This is a genomic window from Dechloromonas sp. ZS-1 (assembly GCF_039649255.1).
Lineage (GTDB): Bacteria > Pseudomonadota > Gammaproteobacteria > Burkholderiales > Rhodocyclaceae > Azonexus.
This window is the reverse complement of sequence record NZ_JBDIYD010000005.1, coordinates 139,446-157,331: the sequence shown is the minus strand read 5'-3', so window position 1 is coordinate 157,331 and position 17,886 is coordinate 139,446. Positions and strand designations below refer to the sequence as shown.

18 protein-coding genes are annotated in these 17,886 nt (G+C 63.8%); 16 read left to right on the top strand and 2 right to left on the bottom strand.

Annotated elements, in window-relative coordinates; translation table 11 throughout:
• Positions 1–30 precede the first annotated feature (30 nt).
• From AACO21_RS09320 to AACO21_RS09295, 6 genes are all read left to right on the top strand, one after another.
• Entirely contained in the window at positions 31–756 is a 726-nt protein-coding gene (locus AACO21_RS09320; protein WP_346192245.1) for a hypothetical protein, read from the top strand.
• A gap of 112 nt (positions 757–868) precedes the next feature.
• A complete protein-coding gene (locus AACO21_RS09315) occupies positions 869–2,752 on the top strand; it encodes an NAD(P)H-dependent oxidoreductase subunit E (RefSeq protein WP_346192300.1) in 1,884 nt (627 codons plus the stop codon).
• A 1-nt stretch (position 2,753) separates the two neighbouring features.
• The gene (locus tag AACO21_RS09310) at positions 2,754–3,473 is read left to right on the top strand and encodes a 2Fe-2S iron-sulfur cluster-binding protein (RefSeq protein WP_346192244.1); all 720 of its coding nucleotides are present in this window, start codon (positions 2,754–2,756) and stop codon (positions 3,471–3,473) included.
• Positions 3,470–4,030, top strand: a complete 561-nt coding sequence (locus AACO21_RS09305; protein ID WP_346192243.1) for an NADP oxidoreductase — start codon at positions 3,470–3,472, stop codon at positions 4,028–4,030. The genes AACO21_RS09310 and AACO21_RS09305 overlap by 4 nt, the downstream gene beginning before the upstream one ends.
• Positions 4,031–4,131: 101 nt before the next feature.
• A complete protein-coding gene (locus AACO21_RS09300; RefSeq protein ID WP_346192242.1) occupies positions 4,132–5,601 on the top strand; it encodes a Ni/Fe hydrogenase subunit alpha in 1,470 nt (489 codons plus the stop codon).
• Positions 5,598–6,110: a hydrogenase maturation protease gene (locus AACO21_RS09295; protein ID WP_346192241.1), complete on the top strand. Its 513-nt coding sequence runs from the start codon at positions 5,598–5,600 to the stop codon at positions 6,108–6,110. Before AACO21_RS09300 ends, AACO21_RS09295 begins: the two co-directional genes overlap by 4 nt.
• Here the strand turns inward: AACO21_RS09295 and AACO21_RS09290 are convergent.
• Entirely contained in the window at positions 6,101–6,544 is a 444-nt protein-coding gene (locus AACO21_RS09290) for a universal stress protein (protein ID WP_346192240.1), read from the bottom strand. The genes AACO21_RS09295 and AACO21_RS09290 overlap by 10 nt on opposite strands.
• A gap of 113 nt (positions 6,545–6,657) precedes the next feature.
• Between AACO21_RS09290 and AACO21_RS09285 the strand changes: the two genes are divergently transcribed.
• The 6 genes from AACO21_RS09285 to AACO21_RS09260 all read left to right on the top strand — a co-directional run bounded on the left by AACO21_RS09285 (position 6,658) and on the right by AACO21_RS09260 (position 12,290).
• Entirely contained in the window at positions 6,658–8,070 is a 1,413-nt protein-coding gene (locus AACO21_RS09285) for an MBL fold metallo-hydrolase (RefSeq protein ID WP_346192239.1), read from the top strand.
• Between the two features lie 33 nt (positions 8,071–8,103).
• On the top strand, positions 8,104–9,852 hold the full coding sequence (locus tag AACO21_RS09280; protein WP_346192238.1) for an alpha/beta fold hydrolase: 1,749 nt from the start codon (positions 8,104–8,106) through the stop codon (positions 9,850–9,852).
• A 92-nt stretch (positions 9,853–9,944) separates the two neighbouring features.
• Positions 9,945–10,391 (top strand): hemerythrin domain-containing protein, encoded by a 447-nt coding sequence (locus AACO21_RS09275; protein ID WP_346192237.1) that lies wholly within the window; start codon positions 9,945–9,947, stop codon positions 10,389–10,391.
• Positions 10,388–10,615: a DUF2249 domain-containing protein gene (locus tag AACO21_RS09270; RefSeq protein WP_346192236.1), complete on the top strand. Its 228-nt coding sequence runs from the start codon at positions 10,388–10,390 to the stop codon at positions 10,613–10,615. The genes AACO21_RS09275 and AACO21_RS09270 overlap by 4 nt, the downstream gene beginning before the upstream one ends.
• The gene (locus AACO21_RS09265; RefSeq protein ID WP_346192235.1) at positions 10,615–11,916 is read left to right on the top strand and encodes a hypothetical protein; all 1,302 of its coding nucleotides are present in this window, start codon (positions 10,615–10,617) and stop codon (positions 11,914–11,916) included. Before AACO21_RS09270 ends, AACO21_RS09265 begins: the two co-directional genes overlap by 1 nt.
• Positions 11,913–12,290 (top strand): SirB2 family protein, encoded by a 378-nt coding sequence (locus AACO21_RS09260; protein WP_346192234.1) that lies wholly within the window; start codon positions 11,913–11,915, stop codon positions 12,288–12,290. The genes AACO21_RS09265 and AACO21_RS09260 overlap by 4 nt, the downstream gene beginning before the upstream one ends.
• A 7-nt stretch (positions 12,291–12,297) precedes the next feature.
• On the opposite strand, the gene fnr is transcribed toward AACO21_RS09260, so the two are convergent.
• Complete coding sequence (gene fnr / locus AACO21_RS09255) at positions 12,298–13,041, bottom strand: fumarate/nitrate reduction transcriptional regulator Fnr (protein ID WP_346192233.1); 744 nt, start codon at positions 13,039–13,041, stop codon at positions 12,298–12,300.
• An 84-nt stretch (positions 13,042–13,125) separates the two neighbouring features.
• Between fnr and hemN the strand changes: the two genes are divergently transcribed.
• The 4 genes from hemN (at position 13,126) to AACO21_RS09235 (ending at position 17,876) form a co-directional block, all read left to right on the top strand.
• A complete protein-coding gene (hemN, locus tag AACO21_RS09250) occupies positions 13,126–14,529 on the top strand; it encodes an oxygen-independent coproporphyrinogen III oxidase (RefSeq protein WP_346192232.1) in 1,404 nt (467 codons plus the stop codon).
• Between the two features lie 71 nt (positions 14,530–14,600).
• Complete coding sequence (locus AACO21_RS09245; protein WP_346192231.1) at positions 14,601–15,266, top strand: sulfite exporter TauE/SafE family protein; 666 nt, start codon at positions 14,601–14,603, stop codon at positions 15,264–15,266.
• Between the two features lie 16 nt (positions 15,267–15,282).
• On the top strand, positions 15,283–15,714 hold the full coding sequence (locus AACO21_RS09240) for a universal stress protein (RefSeq protein ID WP_346192230.1): 432 nt from the start codon (positions 15,283–15,285) through the stop codon (positions 15,712–15,714).
• Positions 15,711–17,876 carry a heavy metal translocating P-type ATPase gene (locus tag AACO21_RS09235; protein ID WP_346192229.1) on the top strand — a complete coding sequence of 722 codons (2,166 nt, stop codon included), beginning with the start codon at positions 15,711–15,713 and terminating at the stop codon, positions 17,874–17,876. The genes AACO21_RS09240 and AACO21_RS09235 overlap by 4 nt, the downstream gene beginning before the upstream one ends.
• The last annotated feature ends 10 nt before the right edge of the window (positions 17,877–17,886 follow it).

The following is a 17,886-nucleotide window of genomic DNA, read 5'->3' as shown; positions in this document are numbered from 1 at the left end:
GCTTTCACTCAGGGAAGCGGACAAAGGCGAATGTTCCACCTCAGACATCATCATCTCTTCCTGGCGGCTGCGGCCGCCACTTTTTTATCCGCCGCCTCGGCTCAGGAGCGTCCCGCCCAGCAATATGCCGGGCTGTCCGCGCAACTCGCTGCGGGTGAGAGCGGTCTGCCTGGGCGTAGCATCGCACTGGCCGTCGATCTGGGGCCGCCAGACGCGGAGGAGCGGGTCACCGACCTCGGGAACGGGCGCGAAGTATTCCGCTACCGCATGGCATTCAATCAGATTGCCGAAGGCTGGAGCTGGCAGCCGAATGCCAATCCGGCGGTCGACGACTATTACCGCTTCAAATTCCTGCCCGTGCAGTCTGAATGGGTGGAGCGCGGCGAATACGCGCAGGAAGACAAGATCGGCAGCCCGCAGCTGACACATGTGCGCTGGCGCTACGATTATTTCCTCGCCTTCGACAATCTCTACGCCTTCTATCCGCGCCAGGTCGATGACGACGCCGGTTTCGTCGCCGAGCTGCCGGCCGGCAGCAGTGCCCACCTGAGCCTGCGCGCGCATTTGCGTCTGGCGCCGCCCGTGCTCAGCGAAAGCACCACCTTCTGGAAGGCCACGCATGCGCATCCGGACGATTTCACCTTGAAAAAGCGCTACTTCGTGGGCGCGTTGACTGCCCTCGAGTTCGTCGATCAGCGGACCGGCAAGATCTGGTGCCGGATCGAGCCCGGTCAGGGGCGCTGCCAGGCCCCCTGAGTACCGATCCCACGGCGGGGGAGCGGGCTGCATCCGGCTTGATCTGACGCAAAAGTTTCGCCGCTGCGGATGCTAGGCTCGCCTTGTGAGCATCAGTTTCCGGGGGCGGGAGATGGATGAAAGCGAGCAGGGGCGCGTGGTGGGCGGGATTCTGGCGGCGCAGGGGCACGATCCGACCCGCCTGGTGCAGATTCTCCATCACTGTCAGGAAGCAGTCGGCTGGTTGCCGCCTGCCGTACGTGCCGCCGTGGCTGCCGGCCTGAGGCTGCCGCTCGCGCAGGTCGAGGGCGTGGCCGGCTTTTATGCCTTCTTCCATCTGCAGCCGGTCGGCCGCTACCGGATTCTCTTTTCCGACAACATCACTGACCGCATGCAGGGCAGCGAAGCCCTCATGCAGCGTCTGTGTGCGAGCCTCTGGGTGGAGGCCGGCAAAGTCTCGGAAGATGGACTGGTCAGCATTGACCGCACCTCCTGCACCGGCTTGTGCGACCAGGGGCCGGCCTTGCTGGTCAATTTGCGCCCGATTGGCCGGTTGACCGTCGGACGTATCGACCAGATTGCCGACCTGGTGCGCGAGCGTGTGCCGCTCGATGCCTGGCCGGCCGAGTTGTTTGCCGTGGAGCATCCGGTCTGGCGGCGCGATCGCCTGTTGGAGACCCCCTTCGCGCCGGGCGATGCGCTGCGCGCGGTACGCGAACGAGTGCCGCAGGACGGCCTGGCGGCGGCCAATCTGCGTTCCTGGCGGGAGGGTTTGCCGGGCGGCTTGGCCGGGCCGGATGCGCTGCTCGATGAAATCAAGCGGGCCAACCTGCGCGGCCGGGGGGGCGCCGGTTTCATGACCGGCCTCAAATGGGAGGCCTGCCGTCATGCGCCCTTGCCGGCGGGGCAGACACGCTGCGTGGTGTGCAATGCCGATGAGGGCGAACCCGGTACCTTCAAGGACCGGGTGCTGCTGGCCACGCGCCCCGATCTGGTGATCGAGGGGATGACCGTGGCGGCGTACGCCATCGGCGCCCGTCGCGGGTTTATCTATCTGCGCGGCGAGTACCGTTTTCTTTTGGCCGGGCTCGAGTCGGTGCTGGCCGAGCGGCGTCAGGCCGGGTTGCTGGGGCCGGATATCCTGGGCGTGCCGGGGATGGATTTCGACATCGAAATTCACCTGGGGGCCGGCGCCTATGTCTGCGGCGAGGAGTCTGCCCTCATCGAGTCGCTTGAAGGCAAGCGCGGGACGCCGCGTAACCGCCCGCCCTTCCCGGTGACGAACGGCTATCTCGATCAGCCGACCGTGGTCAATAACGTGGAAACCTTTGCCGCGGCAGCCTTGATTGCCGTGCAGGGCGGCGCCTGGTATGCCGACCGCGGGACAGCGCATTCGGCCGGTACGAAGCTGCTTTCGGTCGCCGGCGATTGCGCCCGCCCGGGTGTCTACGAGTTTCCCTTCGGCGTCAGCGTGCGGGCGGTGCTGGCAGCCTGCGGGGCGCAGGAGACGCAGGCGGTACAGGTCGGCGGGCCATCCGGCGTCTGCATCGGGGCCGACGCGTTCGACCGTTGTCTCGCCTTCGAGGATATCCCGACGGCGGGGGCTTTCACGATTTTCGACCAGCGGCGCGACATGTTCGAGGTCGCGCGCAACTACGTACATTTCTTCCAGCACGAAAGCTGCGGCTTCTGCACGCCTTGCCGGGTGGGCACCCGCTTGCTGCGTGACTGGATGGACAAGCTACAGCGGGGGGGCGGATCGCCATGCGATCTGGCGGAGATTGAACAGCTAAATGGCCTCCTGCAGCGCAGCAGCCACTGCGGCCTGGGTCATACGGCCTGCAACCCGGTGCTCGATACCCTGGCCCATTTTCGGCCGGCGTACCTGCAACGCCTGCAGCACACGACCTTCGTGCCGGCCTTCGATCTCGATCAGGCGCTGGCTGCCGCCCGCCAGATGAGCGGGCGCGATGACCCTGGCGCGCATCTTTCTGCCGCCGCCGATGAGGCCACCTGACATGGCGCATACCTTTATCCTCGATGGCCAGACCATCCCCTTTGCCGAGGGGGAGACGGTACTCTCCGCCGCCACGCGGGCTGGCGTGTTCATCCCGCACCTCTGCCACCATCCCGATTTCAAGCCCTATGGCGGGTGCAAGCTCTGTACGGTGCGGGTCGAGGGGCGGCATACGGCGGCCTGTACCTTGCGCGCGATGCCCGGCTTGCGGGTCGAGAGCGATACCGAGGCGCTGAATGCCGAACGTCGGCATCTGACCCAGATGCTCTTCGTCGAAGGCAATCATTTCTGCCCCGGCTGCGAGCAGAGCGGGCACTGCCAGTTGCAGGCCACCGCCGCCCATCTCGGCATGACCTCGCCGCATTACCCGCAGTTTTTCCCGGCCCGCCCGCTCGATGCCTCGCACCCGGACATCCTGCTGGATCTGAACCGCTGCATCCTGTGCACGCTGTGCATCCGTGCCAGCCGCGAGGTCGATGGCAAGGCGGTTTTTGCCCTTGGCGGGCGCGGCATCGGGACGCATCTGGTGGTCAATGCCGCATCCGGGCGATTGGTCGATAGCGATCTGAGTGCCGACGATCTGGCTGCCCGGATTTGTCCGGTGGGGGCGATCCTGCCCAAGCGACGCGGTTTTGCCGTACCGATCGGCGAGCGCACTTACGACGGCCATGCGCAGGTGGCAGGCCCCCTGAAAACCGCGAATCGGGAGGAGGGCGTATGAAGCCGGCCGCGCCTGGGACACGCAAACTGCGCCTGGCCACGACCTCGCTGGCCGGGTGCTTTGGCTGCCACATGTCCTTCCTCGACATCGACACGCGCTTGCTCGACCTGCTGGAGCACGTTGAGCTGGACTGCTCGCCGCTCACCGACATCAAGGTGCCGCACCCGGATTGCGACATCGGGCTCATTGAAGGGGCGGTCTGTAATGCCGAGAACGTTCATGTGCTGCGCACCTTCCGCGCCCGCTGCAAGCTGCTGCTGGCGGTGGGGGCCTGTGCCGTCACGGGGGGCTTGCCGGCGCAGCGCAATCAGCTGGCGCTGCCGATCCTGCTGGAAACGGTGTATCACACCGCCCCGGGGCTGGTGAATGGGCGGATCCCGAATGATCCCGAATTGCCCTTGCTGCTCGATCGCGTCTATCCGCTGCATGAGGTGGTGCACATCGATTACTGGATTCCGGGTTGTCCGCCCAGCGCCGATACGCTTTGGGCGGTGCTTTCGGATCTGCTGGCCGGGCGGACGCCGCGCCTGGCGGCAGGGCAGGTGCAGTATGACTGAGCGCCGGTCGTGTGATTTTGGGGCCCGTCCGACGGTCGACCGTCGGACGGCGGCAAAAACGGCGCGCTGGCCGCGGTATCGGGACAGCAAGGAGGGCGCAGATGAACGACATGCTTGAAACTGCCGAAACGCCTGCCGGTCTGCGTCGGGTGGCGATCGACCCGGTGTCTCGTGTCGAAGGGCATGGCAAGGTCACCTTGCTGCTCGATGCGGACGATCGTGTGCATCAGGTCCGGCTGCATATTGTCGAGTTTCGCGGCTTCGAGGCATTCATCCGGGGGCGACCCTATTGGGAGGTACCGGTCATCGTGCAGCGCCTGTGCGGCATCTGTCCGGTCTCCCATCATCTTGCCGCCGCCAAGGCGATGGATGTCATCGTCGGCGCCCGCAGGCTCACGCCCACGGCGGAAAAACTGCGGCGACTGATGCATTACGGCCAGATGTTGCAGTCGCATGCGCTGCACTTTTTTCATCTTTCCTCGCCGGATCTGCTTTTCGGTTTCGACAGCGATGCGGCGCGCCGCAATATTGTGGGCGTGGTCGAGGCGCATCCGGAGATCGCCCGCCAGGGCATCCTGCTGCGCAAATTCGGCCAGGAGGTGATCCGGGGCACGGCGGGCAAGCGGGTGCATGGCACGGGGGCGGTACCGGGCGGCATGAACAAGTCGCTGGCCCCGGAGGAGCGCGATGCCTTGCTCAAAGAGGTCTATCAGGTGGTCGCCTGGGCGCGCGATGCCGTGCATCTGATCCAGCGTCTGCATCAGGCCGATGCCGCCTATTACGCTCAGTTTGGTGCGGTGCCGTCCGCCCTGTTCTCCCTGGTCGGCCCGGCGGGAGCGCTCGATTTTTACCAGGGCACGCTGCGCGTCCGGGACGCCGACGGCACCCTCCGCCATGAGGGCGTGCGGGATGCCGATTACGCCGGACTCATCGCGGAAGAAGTGAAGCCCTGGAGTTACATGAAGTTTCCCTTCCTGCGCGCGCTGGGGCCGGCGGACGGCTGGTACAAGGTGGGGCCGCTGGCGCGTATTCAGAACTGCGATGCCATCCCGACGCCGCTGGCTGAGCGCGAGCGGCGCGCCTTTGTCGATGATGCGGGCGGGCGCCTGCTGCATGCGCCGCTGGCCTATCACTGGGCGCGCATGATCGAGATGCTGCACGCCGCCGAGACGATCAAGGACCTGCTGCACGACGATGCGCTGCTCGGTGACGAGCGGATGACGGGCGGGGATCGTGTGCGGGAGGGCATCGGTATCATCGAGGCGCCGCGCGGGACCCTGATCCACCACTATCAGGTGGATGACGACGATCTGGTGAGCATGGCCAACCTGATCGTCTCGACGACCCACAACAACGAGGCGATGAACCGTGCCATCCGCGAGGTGGCCCGGCGCGAACTGAATGGCCACACGCTGACCGAAGGGCTGCTCAATCACATCGAAGTGGCCATCCGCGCCTTTGACCCCTGTCTTTCCTGTGCGACGCATGCGCTGGGCAAAATGCCGCTGCAACTCGAGCTGTACGACGCCGAAGGCACGTGCGTGGCGCAGTTGGCGCGGGGCGCGGCATGAGCGCACCGATCGTGGTGTTCTGCATCGGCAATCCAAGCCGGGGCGACGATGCCCTGGGCCCTGCCTGTGCCCGCCGCTTGGAGGCCTGGATCGCAGCACAGCACCTGAGCGAACGGATCGAGGTGATCGAGGATTTTCAGCTCAACATCGAGCACGCGCTGGATCTGCAGGGGCGGGCTGCGGCCATCTTCGTCGATGCCGGTTGCGTGGGGGCGGCGCACGTGCCTCCGTTTGATTTTTACCCGATCGGGCCGGTTGACCGTCGGACACACAGCACGCATGCCCTGCCGCCGGAAGGTGTCTTGCATGTTTTGAGCCGCTTGCCGGAGATGCCGGTGCCCCCTGCCTGGGTCCTGTGCATTCGCGGGGCGGCGTTCGAACTGGGCGCGGGACTCAGCCCAAAAGCCGAAGGCCACCTGACGGCGGCCTTCGCATTCCTGACCGAGCTGGTCCTCCGTGCGGCGCCGGACACCTGGCCGGCCTGCCGCCCGGCGGGCGCTCAGCGATAAACCAGGACCGGAATCTTGGAGTGGGTGAGCACCTTGTTGGTCTCGCTGCCCAGCAACAGGCCGCTGATCCCGCGGCGTCCGTGGGAGGCCATGAAAATCAGGTCGCAACCGGCGTTTTCGGCCGCTTCGATGATGGCTTCGTAGGGAATGTCGCTGGTGGCCGACGTCGTGGCGCAAGGCACACCCAGTGCCTCGCACTCGCGCTCGACTTCCCCGAGGTATTCGGCGGCTTGCTCGTTGGCCAGTTCGGCGAATTTTTCCGGCGTGGTCGGATCGATCAGCGCCCCTTCGCCAAAGTAGGCGATCGGGTATTCCGGCTTGGCAAAAAAGACCGTGACACGGGCCCCGGCTTCCTTGGCAAAGGAGACGGCCCGCTTGGCCGTGGCGCGCGACAGCTCGGAGCCGTCGGTCGGGACGAGAATATGCTTGAACATGGCTTACCTCCTGAAGGTGGAATCGCATTCCATGAAGTCGCGAAACCGTTGTCCTGGCGTTGATTTCCGCCGTCCTGAGGTTCATGCTACGCCAAGTAGGGAGGATTGAAAATATGAATATCACCTTTCTCGGTGCCGCAGGCGAAGTGACCGGTTCCTGCACGCTGGTCGATACCGGCAGCACCCGTTTTCTCGTCGATTGCGGCATGTTTCAGGGCGGCGCTGAGGCTTACCGGAAGAACCTGGCGGCCCTCGAGCTCGGGTTCGATGTCCGGGAACTGGATTTCGTCCTGCTCACCCATGCGCACATTGATCACAGCGGCTTGCTGCCGCGCCTGGCCATGCTCGGCTTTCGCGGTCCGATCTATGCCACGCCGGCGACGGTCGACCTGCTTTCCGTGCTGTTGCCCGATTCGGCGCACATCCAGGAGAAGGAAGCCGAATGGCAGTTACGGCATCGCCATCGGCGCGGTCGCGGGCCGCAAGGCGTGGCTGCCCCGCTGTACTCGGTGATGCAGGCACAGGCAGCCCTGCAGTTGCTGACCCCGGTCCCGTATGCGACGCCCCGGCAGGTGGCCGTCGACGTGACGGTGAGTTTCAACGACGCCGGCCATATCCTCGGCTCGGCCTGGTTGTCGGTGACGGTGGGGCAGGGCAAGCGGCAGCGTCATCTGGTGTTTTCCGGGGACCTTGGCATGCCGGACCGGCTGGTCCTGAACGATCCCGTCCGTCCGCCGCGCACGGCTGATCTGCTCCTGGTCGAGTCGACCTACGGCAATCGCCTGCATCGCAATATCGCGGAAACCGAGGATGAAATCGTTGCTGCCTTCGACCGGACGCACGCGGCGGGCGGCAATCTGATCATTCCGGCCTTTGCGGTAGGACGGACGCAGGAATTGTTGTGCATGCTCATCCGCCTGGTCCGCCAGAAACGTCTGGGTGCGCAGAAAATCTATGTCGATTCGCCGATGGCCGATCTCGCCACGCGCATCACCCTGGCGCATCCCGAGCTGCTCGATGCCGAAAGCCGCGATCTCCTGGCCTGGCAGGCAGCACACCCGGATCGGCTGCATATCGAGTTCGTCGCCGATATCGAGCGTTCCAAAGCCTTGAATGCCGTGCGTCATGGGGCCGTCATCATTTCGGCGAGCGGCATGTGCGATGCTGGACGCATCAAGTACCACCTGCGCGAAAACCTGCCGCGCAGCGAGTCGACCGTACTGATCACCGGTTTTCAGGCGGCGGGTACGCTGGGCCGGCGTTTGGTGGACGGGGCGCGCCTGGTCCGGATTTTTGGTGAGCAGATTCCGGTCCGTGCCCGGATCTATACCGTGGGGGGCTTGTCGGCCCATGCCGATCAGGCGGCGCTGCTGGCTTGGCTCAAGGGCTTTGCCACGCCGCCGGGGCGGGCTTTCGTCGTGCATGGCGAGAGCGGGGCCGCCCAGGCCTTGCAGGAGGCTATCCGGACGCAGCTTGGATGGCCGAGGGTTGACCTGCCGCAACGCGGTGAAATGTGTTCGCTGTAAGATATTTGCATGCTTGCTTCAAGGGGAAACACCATGTCGGGTAACAGCGCTGCTTCACACAAGGGTCTGGATCTGGGCCACCTGAGTCCGATGGAGTCGGTGGGCAAGGCGGTCAGTCAGGCATTCGATCCCTTCGGCGTCATGACCTCGATGCTGTCCGCTCAGGTCGCCTGGCTGATGCATCCGCAAGAGCTGACCCGTGCCGCGGTCGGCTTGTCCGGCGATCTGATGGCACTGCAAGCGCATGTCGCCCGCCGTGCCCTCGGTATGCCGTCGGAGGATGTCATCAAACCGCATGCCGACGATGCCCGCTTTGCCGATCCGGTGTGGACCGAGTCGCCGAGCTGGGACATCATCAAGGAGTGGTACCTGGCCTTCACGCATCGTCTCGAGGACATGCTCTTCGAAACGCCGGGGCTTTCCGACAAGGAGCGTCGCCGTTCCGCCTTCTGGCTGCGCAAGTGGCTGAACATGGTGGCGCCGACCAATTTCTTCCTGATGAACCCGGTGGCCTTGCAGCGTTTCGTCGATAGCAAGGGCGAAAGTCTGCAAGCCGGCCTCACCCATTTCATGCGGGATGTGCAGGCCAAGAACATCCTGATGGTCGAGCCCGATGCCTTCACGGTTGGCCGAGACCTCGGCACGACGCCGGGCAAGGTGGTGTTCCGCAATCACATGCTGGAACTGATCCACTATGCACCGACCACCGATACGGTGCGGGCGATGCCCATTGTGATCACGACGCCCTGGATCAACAAGTTCTACATCCTGGACCTGACGCCCAAGAAAAGCATGGTCAAGTACCTGACCGATCAGGGTTTCTCGGTTTTCATCACCAGCTGGAAAAACCCGGGTGCCGACATGGCCGCCGTGCGCTTTGATGATTACCTGCTGGATGGCGTGAATGAGGCGGTCCGTGTTGCCTGTGAATTCTGCAAGGTGCCCAAGGTGCATCTGGCCGGCTATTGCATCGGTGGGACCTTGGTCACCACCTACATGGCCTGGGCGAACAAGCGCTTTGGCGCCGACAAGGTGCCGGTGGCGCATTGGACCTTGTTTACGACCCTGACCGATTTCTCGCATCCGGGCGACATCGATGTCTTCATTGATGAGGCCTGCGTGGGGGCTATCGAAGGCATGATGGCAAAGAAGGGCTACCTGGATGGTGCGGAAATGGCGTCCTCCTTCCGCCTGCTGCGCTCCAACAGCCTGATCTGGCACTACTGGGTGCACAGCTACCTGCTGGGCGAGGCCCTGCCGCCTTTCGACGTGCTGTACTGGAACATGGACACCACGCGCATGCCGCAGGCCATGCATGCCTACTACCTGCGCGAGATGTATCTGCAGAACAATCTGATCAAGCGCGACAAGCTCCAGATCGCCGGCGAGAGCATCGACCTCGATGCCATCGTCCAGCCGCTCTATGCCGTGACCGCCGAGGACGATCACATTGCCCCGTGGAAGCAGTGCTACCGGGTCCGCAAGTACATCAATGTGGCCGCACCGGTGCGCTTCGTATTGTCTACGTCGGGTCACATCCTCGGGATCGTCAATCCGCCGGTCAACCCGCCCAAGCGGGCATATTGGATCGGCGAGCCGGAGCGCAACGAGCACTGGGAGCACTGGCACGAGCGGGCCGAGCGTCATGACGGCACCTGGTGGGCGGATTGGACCCGCTGGCTGGGCGAGCGGACGGGCGATCTGGTTCCGGCTTACCCGGCTGATAACCGGAAATTCCCGGCCCTGGCCGATGCCCCCGGAACCTATGTACTCGAGAAGTAAGTTGCTTTCTGCTTCTTGATCATGGTCAAGGCTTACCGCCACGCGTGACCCTGACAATGCAGGTGTCAGGGTCACATCAAAGGCTGGAAAACATGGCTTCAATCCGTCATTTCATGACCGACGATCACCGTCGGTGCGACGATTTTTTTGCGGCAGTCGAGCAGGCTGTTGCACAAGGCAAGCTGCCTGTCGGGCTGGCAGCGTTCGAACACTTTTCGGCGGCCGTCCTCGCGCATTTCGATGCTGAGGAAAAGACACTCTTTCCGGCTTTCGAGCGCGCAACCGGTATGATGGGCGGCCCGACGCAGGTGATGCGCATGGAGCATGCGCAAATGCGCGACCTGATGGCGACAGCCGTCGAATCCCTGCGGGCCGGTGAGGCCGAGGATTACCTCGGGCAGGCAGAAACCCTGTTGATCATGATGCAGCAGCACAACATGAAGGAAGAGAACATTCTCTATCCCATGTGTGATCAGCATCTGGCTGCCGATCTGGCAGCCCTGGTTGGCGAACTTGAAAAGGAATTGGCTGTAGCATGACCCACCCGAAAACACCGCATATCGTCGATGCGCGTTATATGGAGCCGCCCGAGCCCTTCGTGCAGACGATGGAAATGCTGGACCGTATCCAGCCCGGCGAAAAGATGCTGCTCCTGCTCTTCCGTGAGCCGCATCCCCTGTACCGGGTCTTGCTGCAAAACGGGCATGCCTATGAAACCGAACTGTTGCCCGACGGGACCTTCGAAATCCTGATCACCCGTTGATGCAGGCCCTGCTTTCCTTCGATAAATCGCCGCCCTTGGCGGCGCCTTTCCGGTTTTTCCTCACTGCCCCCGTGATGGGCATGCTGGCAGCACTGCTCTTCCTGCTGGAAGGGGAGACCATTCTGGCCTCGCGCTGGACACCGGCAGCGCTGGCGGTGACGCATCTGCTGACGCTGGGCTTTCTGGCGCAGGTCATGCTCGGTGCCCTGATCCAGATCCTGCCCGTGGTGGCCGGGGCCAATTTACCCGCCCCGTTGTGGGTCGCCCGCCTGACCCATGCCGGTTTGCTCGGCGGAACCCTGCTTCTGGTGTTCGGTTTTCTCTGGGGCAGCCCGACAGGCCTGCTGTTGGGCGGGCTGGGCTTGGCCCTCTCCATCTGCACGTTTCTCGCGATCAGCTTGCGCGCTCTTTGGGCGGTGCCGAGCACCAGTCCGACGATTCGTAGCCTGAAACTGGCTTTGCTCGCCTTGCTGGTGGTGGTGGCGCTGGGGGGCGGCTTGGTCAGCGTGCTGGTCTTTGCCTGGGGCGGCTTTGATCCGCGCTGGGTGGATTTGCATGCCGCCTGGGGCTTGGCCGGTTGGGGGGCTGCCCTGGTGGTCGCCCTCTCCCTGGTCGTGGTGCCCATGTTTCAGCTGACACCGGGCTATCCGGCGCGCTTCAGCTGGTTTCTGGTGCCGGCCGTGTTCGCTGTCCTGATCGCCTGGTCGCTCGTCCAGATGTGGGCGGATGGTGCGGGGGCACGATTTTTTCAGGCCGGGCTGGCGGTTGTGCTGGCGGCCTTTGCCTTGCTGACCTTGCGTCTCCAGGCGCAGCGGCGACGGGCTCGGGCAGATGCGACCTATCGCTACTGGCAGTTTGGTCTGCTGTCGGCGATTTTGGCCTGCGCCATGCAGTTGACCGTCGCCCTGCGTCCCGCTGTGAGTGAAGCGCCGGCGTGGTCGCTGGCGTTCGGCATGCTTGTCCTGGTGGGCGCGTTCATGTCATTCATCGTTGGCATGTTGTACAAAATCCTGCCCTTCCTGGCTTGGCTCCATTTGCAAAATCTGGTGCCGGGCGGCAAGGGCGTGCCGGCCATGAACCGCTTGTTGCCGGAGGCCGGGGCCGCCCAGCAGTTCTGGTCGCATGTCGTGTTGAGTTTTTTGCTGCTGCTGGCCGTGATTTACCCCTTGCCGCTGACCTGGGTGCTGGCGGGGTTGGCCGGTCTGTTTTCGCAGGGTTGGTTGCTCTATCACCTCTGGCGCGTCGCTCATCTGTACTGGCGCCATCTCAAAGTGATTCAGCTGGGTAAAGCCGCCGCATGAGTTATCTGGCCATCAAGCACCTGCACGTGACCTGCGTGATCCTGAGCGGTCTCGGATTTGCCGTGCGGGCGTGGTGGATGCTGCAGGAGAGCCTCCGGCTCCAGCATCGCCTGACGCGTGTCCTGCCGCATCTGATCGACAGCACCCTGCTTGCATCGGCGCTGACGCTGGCCTGGATGAGCGGGCAGTATCCCTTCGTTCAGGGCTGGCTGACAGCCAAGGTGCTGGGGCTGCTTGTCTATATCGTGTGCGGCAGCATGGCGCTCAAGCGCGCACGCAGCCGAGCTGCACGGGGGCGCTGGCTCCTGGCGGCCCTGTTTGCCTACGCTTATATCGTCCTCACGGCGCTGACCCGCAATCCGGGCCTGATCTGAGCCCGGTTCAGCAGGTGCGGTGATTCATCAGGGCCTTCAGGCCTGCTACGTTGAGAATGCGGATGTGTTTCTGCTGGACGGCGATGTAGCCTTCTTCCTGGAACTTGGAGAAGGCGCGGGAAACGGTTTCCAGTTTCAGGCCCAGGTAGCTGCCGATCTCTTCACGCGTCATGCGCAGGTAGAACTCGGTATGCGAGAAGCCGCGGGCCGTGAAACGCTGCGACAGATTGAGCAGGAAGGCTGCCAGTCGTTCCTCGGCGCGCATGGTGCCGAGCAGCATCATGACGCCATGGTCACGCACGATTTCGCGGCTCATGACCTTGTGGAAATGGTGCTGCAGCGTGTGGATTTCGCGCGACAGGGTTTCCAGCTTGGCAAAGGGAATGGCGCAGATTTCGCTGTCTTCCAGCGCCACCGCGTTGCAGGTGTGGTGTTCGGTGCTGATGCCGTCGAGGCCCAGCAATTCGCCGGCCATCTGGAAACCGGTGACCTGTTCACGGCCGTCTTCGAGCAGCACATCGGTTTTGAAGAAACCGGCGCGGATGGCGTAGATGGCATCGAAGGTTTCTCCGGCGCGGTACAGATGGTCGCCGCGCTTGATACGGCGGCGCGTCGAGACCAGATCGTCGATGCGTTCCAGTTCTTCCAGGGAGAGGCCGAAGGGGAGGCACAGCTCGCGCAGATTGCAATTCGAGCAGGCAGTCTTGATGAGCGAGAGCGGGTGCTCTGGCTGGGCGGAACCGTGGGGCATCTCAACCTGCTTTCGATTGATCCATGTCAACCGCTATTTTGCCGCATCCAGACATAATTGGGGCCAAAATAGGTGACATGTTTAATGAATTTCGCAACTGAAAACCTCGTCTTCGATCCCCAGATCATTCGTCGCTTTGATGTGAATGGTCCGCGTTACACGTCTTATCCGACCGCTGACCGCTTCGTCGAGGCGTTCGATGCCGAGGCCGCAGCGCTTTGGTTGGGGAAGCGCAACATCGGCGGCATCAGCCGGCCGTTGTCATTATACTTCCACATCCCGTTCTGCAATACCATCTGCTATTACTGTGCCTGCAACAAGATCATCACCAAGGATCACGGGCGCAGCGCCAAATACCTGAAGTACCTGGCCAAGGAACTGAAGCTCCAGAGCGAGGCGCTGGAAGGGTGCGATGGCAAGCATGAAGTCATCCAGCTGCATTGGGGCGGCGGTACGCCGACCTTCCTGTCGCATGACGAAATGCGCCAGCTGATGGCCGAGACACGCAAGCATTTCAAGCTGCTGGAAGGCGGCGAGTTCTCCATTGAAGTCGATCCACGCAAGGTCGATGCCGCTACGGTTGCCTTGCTGGGCGAACTGGGCTTCAACCGAATGAGCGTCGGCGTGCAGGATTTCGACGAGCGCGTGCAGGTGGCGGTCAATCGTGTCCAGACCGAAGAAGAAACGGCCAATGTGATCCAGGCCGCCCGCGCCAACGGTTTCAAGTCCATTTCGGTGGATCTGATCTACGGTCTGCCGCATCAGACGGTGATGGGCTTCAACCGGACCCTGGAACGGGTGCTGGCGATGGACCCGGATCGTCTGTCGATCTACAACTATGCGCACCTGCCCAGCCTCTTCAAGCCGCAGCGCCGCATTGCCGAGGACGATTTGCCGTCCGGCGACACCAAGCTGCAAATCCTGGCGCTGGCGATCAAGAAGCTGACCGATGCCGGTTATGTCTTCATCGGCATGGACCACTTTGCCAAGCCGGATGACGAACTGGCCGTGGCGCAGCGCCAGGGGCGTCTGCACCGTAATTTCCAGGGTTATTCGACCTATGCCGATTGCGACATGCTGTCCTTCGGTATTTCGTCGATCAGCAAGGTCGGCCCGACCTACTCGCAGAACGTGAAGACGCTGGACGAGTATTACGACCGCCTGGATGCCGGCATCCTCCCGTCTTTCCGCGGTCTGGAGCTGAATGCCGACGATATCCTGCGCCGCTCGATCATTCAGGCGCTGATGTGCCATTTCGAACTTTCCATCGAGAGCATCGAAAGCGCCCATCTGATCGATTTCCGCAAGTATTTTGCGGCGGAACTCGAAGACCTGAAGGAAATGGAAAAAGCGGGTCTGGTGAAGGTCGACCGTGAGTGGATCACGGTGCTGCCACCGGGGCGTCTGCTGGTGCGCATCATCACCATGGTCTTTGACTGTTATCTGCGGGCCGGGCGTCAACGCGCCAGCTACTCCAAAGTCATCTGAGCGGGCGCAGCCCGCTGTCGTTCGCGAAGCCGGCGGGTTAAACTGCCGGCTTTGTCACATTTGTCGGACTCATGCCTGATACCGGCTTTCTTGCCTTGTTCCTAGTCGGCCTGCTCGGCGGCACGCACTGCGTGGGCATGTGTGGCGGCATTGTCGGGGCGCTGACGCTGGGCGGTGCGCCGCGCTGGCGCATTCACCTGGCCTATAACGCCGGGCGGATTGCCTCCTATGCCTTGGCCGGGGCCGTGGCGGGGGCGCTCGGTGCGGCCAGTCTGGCTGCCGGCAAGGCCGAGGGGGTACGTCTGGGGCTGTATGCCCTGGCCAATGTGATGCTTGTCCTGCTGGGCGTGTATTTGCTCGGTGTGGTTCAGGTCCTGTTGCCGATCGAACGGCTGGGCCACCATCTGTGGCGGCGCTTGCAGCCCCTAGGGCGCCGTTTTCTCCCGGCGCAATCCGTGGCGCAGGCCTTTCCGCTCGGGCTGCTCTGGGGCTGGCTGCCCTGCGGTCTGGTGTACAGCGCGCTGGCCTCGGCCCTGACCGCCGGCTCCGCGACGCGTGGCGCGGCGATGATGCTGGCCTTCGGCCTCGGCACGTTGCCCAATCTCTTGCTGGCCGGGATGCTCCTGGCGCGGCTCAATGAATTCGTTCGCCGGGTTGCGGTCCGCCGTATCGCCGGTTTGCTGGTGCTGGGTTTCGGGCTGTACGGCTTGCTCGGCCTTGTGCGCCATCTGTCTTGAATAAGGAGATTTTCCGATGACTCAGCGCATCCTGATTGCGGTCGATGGTTCCGATGCCGCCTTGCGTGCCGTCGATTACTGCATCGCACAGCGTGATGCCTGGCGTGAGCCGCCGGTGCTGCATCTGTTGCATGTGCATGCCCCGATTCCGATTGGCCGGGTGCAGGCCCACATCGGGCATGACACCCTGCATGCCTATTACCGCGAAGAGGGCGACCAATGCCTGCAAGCGGCGCGGGCACGCCTGGAGGCCGCGGGCTATCCTTTTACTGCCCATCTGCACGTGGGGCTGGCGCCGGAGGTGATCGTGCATCAGGCACAGGCGCTGGCTTGCGATCAGATCGTGCTGGGCAGCCATGGGCGGGGTGCGCTCTCCGCATTGGTCCTCGGTTCCGTGACGGCGCGGGTGCTGCAGTTGGCGGATCGTCCGGTCGTGGTGATCAAGTGAGCGATACCGAACGGGTGGTCGAGTTTGCCATTGGCGGCATGACCTGTGCCGCCTGTTCGGCGCGTCTGGAGAAAGTTCTGAACCGGCAGCCCGGCATGCAGGCGCATGTGAATCTGGCCGCCGAGCGGGCCCGGGTGAGATTGGCGCCGGGGGCGGAAATGGCGGCGGTCATCGCGGCCGTTGCCAAGGCTGGGTTTACCGCCACGCCGGTGGATGCCGAAACGCGTGAGCGGGAAAAAGCGGCCAAGGCGGCGGTCTACCGTCGGGAAGTGCGCCAGTTCTGGATTGCCCTGGCATTGAGCCTGCCGCTGGTGGCGCAGATGGCGTTCATGTTTGGCGGCCACGAGCAGATGCGTGAATTGCCCCGCTGGCTCCAGTTTGCGCTTGCCACCCCGGTGCAGTTCTGGATTGGCGCCCGTTTTTACAGTGGAGCCTGGAAGGCGCTGCGCGGTGGCGGGGCCAATATGGATGTGCTGGTCGCCCTGGGGACCACCATGGCCTGGGCCTTGTCGACCGTCGTTACCGTGTTTGACCTTGATCAGCATGTGTATTTCGAAGGCGGTGCTGCCGTCATCACCCTGGTGCTGCTGGGCAAATTGCTGGAGGCGCGGGCGAAGGCGCGCACCTCGGATGCCATCGAGGCCCTGATCCGGCTGCAGCCCAAACTGGCGCGCGTCGAGCGCGACGGGCAGTGGGTCGAGGTGCCCGTCGAGGCTTTGATGCCCGGCGACTGTTTCATGGTGCGCCCGGGTGAAAGCGTGCCGGTGGATGGTGAGGTGCTGGACGGCGTCTCGAGTGTCAATGAGGCCATGTTGACCGGTGAGAGCATGCCGGTCGGCAAGGCGCAGGGCGATCGTGTTTTCGCCGCCACGGCCAATGGCGAAGGCGCCTTGCGCTGCCGTGCGACCGGCGTGGGCGAGCATACCTTGCTGGCGGGCATCATCCGCCTGGTGGGCGAAGCGCAGGGCTCGAAGGCCCCGGTGCAGCGTCTGGCGGACCGGATTTCGGCCATCTTTGTGCCGGTCGTCTGTACCCTCGCTGTTGCCACCTGGCTGGCCTGGTGGGGGCTGACCGGCGATCTGGTGATGGCCCTGATCAATGCGGTGGCCGTCCTGGTCATTGCCTGTCCCTGTGCGCTCGGCCTCGCCACGCCGACTGCCATCATGGTCGGTACCGGGCAAGGCGCGCGGGCAGGCATTCTGGTGCGCAATGCCGAGGCGCTCGAGCGGGCCGAGAAAATCGGCGTGCTGGCCGTGGATAAGACCGGCACCCTGACCGAAGGCGTGCCGCAGGTGGTTGAGTGGGCCTGTCTGCGCGGGCAACCGGAGGTTGCCTTGCAGCATGCGGCGGCGCTGGAGGCCGGCTCGGAACATCCCCTGGCCAAAGCCATTTTGGCCCATGCGGCGACGGTCGACCGTCTGGCAGTCGCCAATTTCAGTGCCTTGCCCGGTCAGGGGGTGCAGGGTGAAATCAACGGCCGCGTCTGGCGCCTGGGGGCGCCGGACTGGATCGCCGGTGAGGTTGATTCGCGTGTGACGGCCTGGCAGGCGGCGGCCCGGACGGTAGTCGTGCTGGCCGATGCGGATGGCCCCGTTGCGCTCTTTGCCATCGCCGACGCGCTGCGCCCGACGTCGCATGCCGCGGTGCGCCGCTTGCAGGCAATGGGCATCCGGGTCGTCATGCTGACCGGCGACAATCCGCATACCGCGCAAGCCATCGCGGCACAGGTGGGCATCGAGGACGTGCGGGCAGGCATTTTGCCCGGTGAAAAAGCCGCTGCCGTGCAAGTCCTGAAAGCGGATGGCGTGCTGGTGGGCATGGTCGGCGACGGCATCAATGATGCGCCGGCCCTGGCCGCCGCCGATGTGGGGTTTGCCATGGGGGCGGGCTCGGATGCCGCCATCGAGGCGGCCGATCTCACGCTGATTCGGGCCGACCTGCATGGTGTGGCCGATGCGATTGCCTTGTCGCACGCGACATTGCGCAAGATCCGCCAGAATCTTTTCTTCGCCTTCATCTACAATGTGCTCGGAATCCCGCTCGCAGCGCTGGGTTGGCTCAATCCGGTGGTGGCCGGCGCGGCCATGGCCATGAGCTCGGTCTCGGTGGTTTCCAACTCCCTGTTACTCAAACGCTGGCAGCCCGAGCGCGGGACGCATTGAAAGGAAAGGC

Bases quoted from the DNA above. Each gene is read 5' to 3' on its own strand.
- AACO21_RS09320 (WP_346192245.1), top strand. From the start codon at position 31: ATGTTCCACCTCAGACATCATCATCTCTTCCTGGCGGCTGCGGCCGCC.
- AACO21_RS09315 (WP_346192300.1), top strand. From the start codon at position 869: ATGGATGAAAGCGAGCAGGGGCGCGTGGTGGGCGGGATTCTGGCGGCG.
- AACO21_RS09310 (WP_346192244.1), top strand. From the start codon at position 2,754: ATGGCGCATACCTTTATCCTCGATGGCCAGACCATCCCCTTTGCCGAG.
- AACO21_RS09305 (WP_346192243.1), top strand. From the start codon at position 3,470: ATGAAGCCGGCCGCGCCTGGGACACGCAAACTGCGCCTGGCCACGACC.
- AACO21_RS09300 (WP_346192242.1), top strand. From the start codon at position 4,132: ATGAACGACATGCTTGAAACTGCCGAAACGCCTGCCGGTCTGCGTCGG.
- AACO21_RS09295 (WP_346192241.1), top strand. From the start codon at position 5,598: ATGAGCGCACCGATCGTGGTGTTCTGCATCGGCAATCCAAGCCGGGGC.
- AACO21_RS09290 (WP_346192240.1), bottom strand. From the start codon at position 6,544: ATGTTCAAGCATATTCTCGTCCCGACCGACGGCTCCGAGCTGTCGCGC.
- AACO21_RS09285 (WP_346192239.1), top strand. From the start codon at position 6,658: ATGAATATCACCTTTCTCGGTGCCGCAGGCGAAGTGACCGGTTCCTGC.
- AACO21_RS09280 (WP_346192238.1), top strand. From the start codon at position 8,104: ATGTCGGGTAACAGCGCTGCTTCACACAAGGGTCTGGATCTGGGCCAC.
- AACO21_RS09275 (WP_346192237.1), top strand. From the start codon at position 9,945: ATGGCTTCAATCCGTCATTTCATGACCGACGATCACCGTCGGTGCGAC.
- AACO21_RS09270 (WP_346192236.1), top strand. From the start codon at position 10,388: ATGACCCACCCGAAAACACCGCATATCGTCGATGCGCGTTATATGGAG.
- AACO21_RS09265 (WP_346192235.1), top strand. From the start codon at position 10,615: ATGCAGGCCCTGCTTTCCTTCGATAAATCGCCGCCCTTGGCGGCGCCT.
- AACO21_RS09260 (WP_346192234.1), top strand. From the start codon at position 11,913: ATGAGTTATCTGGCCATCAAGCACCTGCACGTGACCTGCGTGATCCTG.
- fnr (WP_346192233.1), bottom strand. From the start codon at position 13,041: ATGCCCCACGGTTCCGCCCAGCCAGAGCACCCGCTCTCGCTCATCAAG.
- hemN (WP_346192232.1), top strand. From the start codon at position 13,126: ATGAATTTCGCAACTGAAAACCTCGTCTTCGATCCCCAGATCATTCGT.
- AACO21_RS09245 (WP_346192231.1), top strand. From the start codon at position 14,601: ATGCCTGATACCGGCTTTCTTGCCTTGTTCCTAGTCGGCCTGCTCGGC.
- AACO21_RS09240 (WP_346192230.1), top strand. From the start codon at position 15,283: ATGACTCAGCGCATCCTGATTGCGGTCGATGGTTCCGATGCCGCCTTG.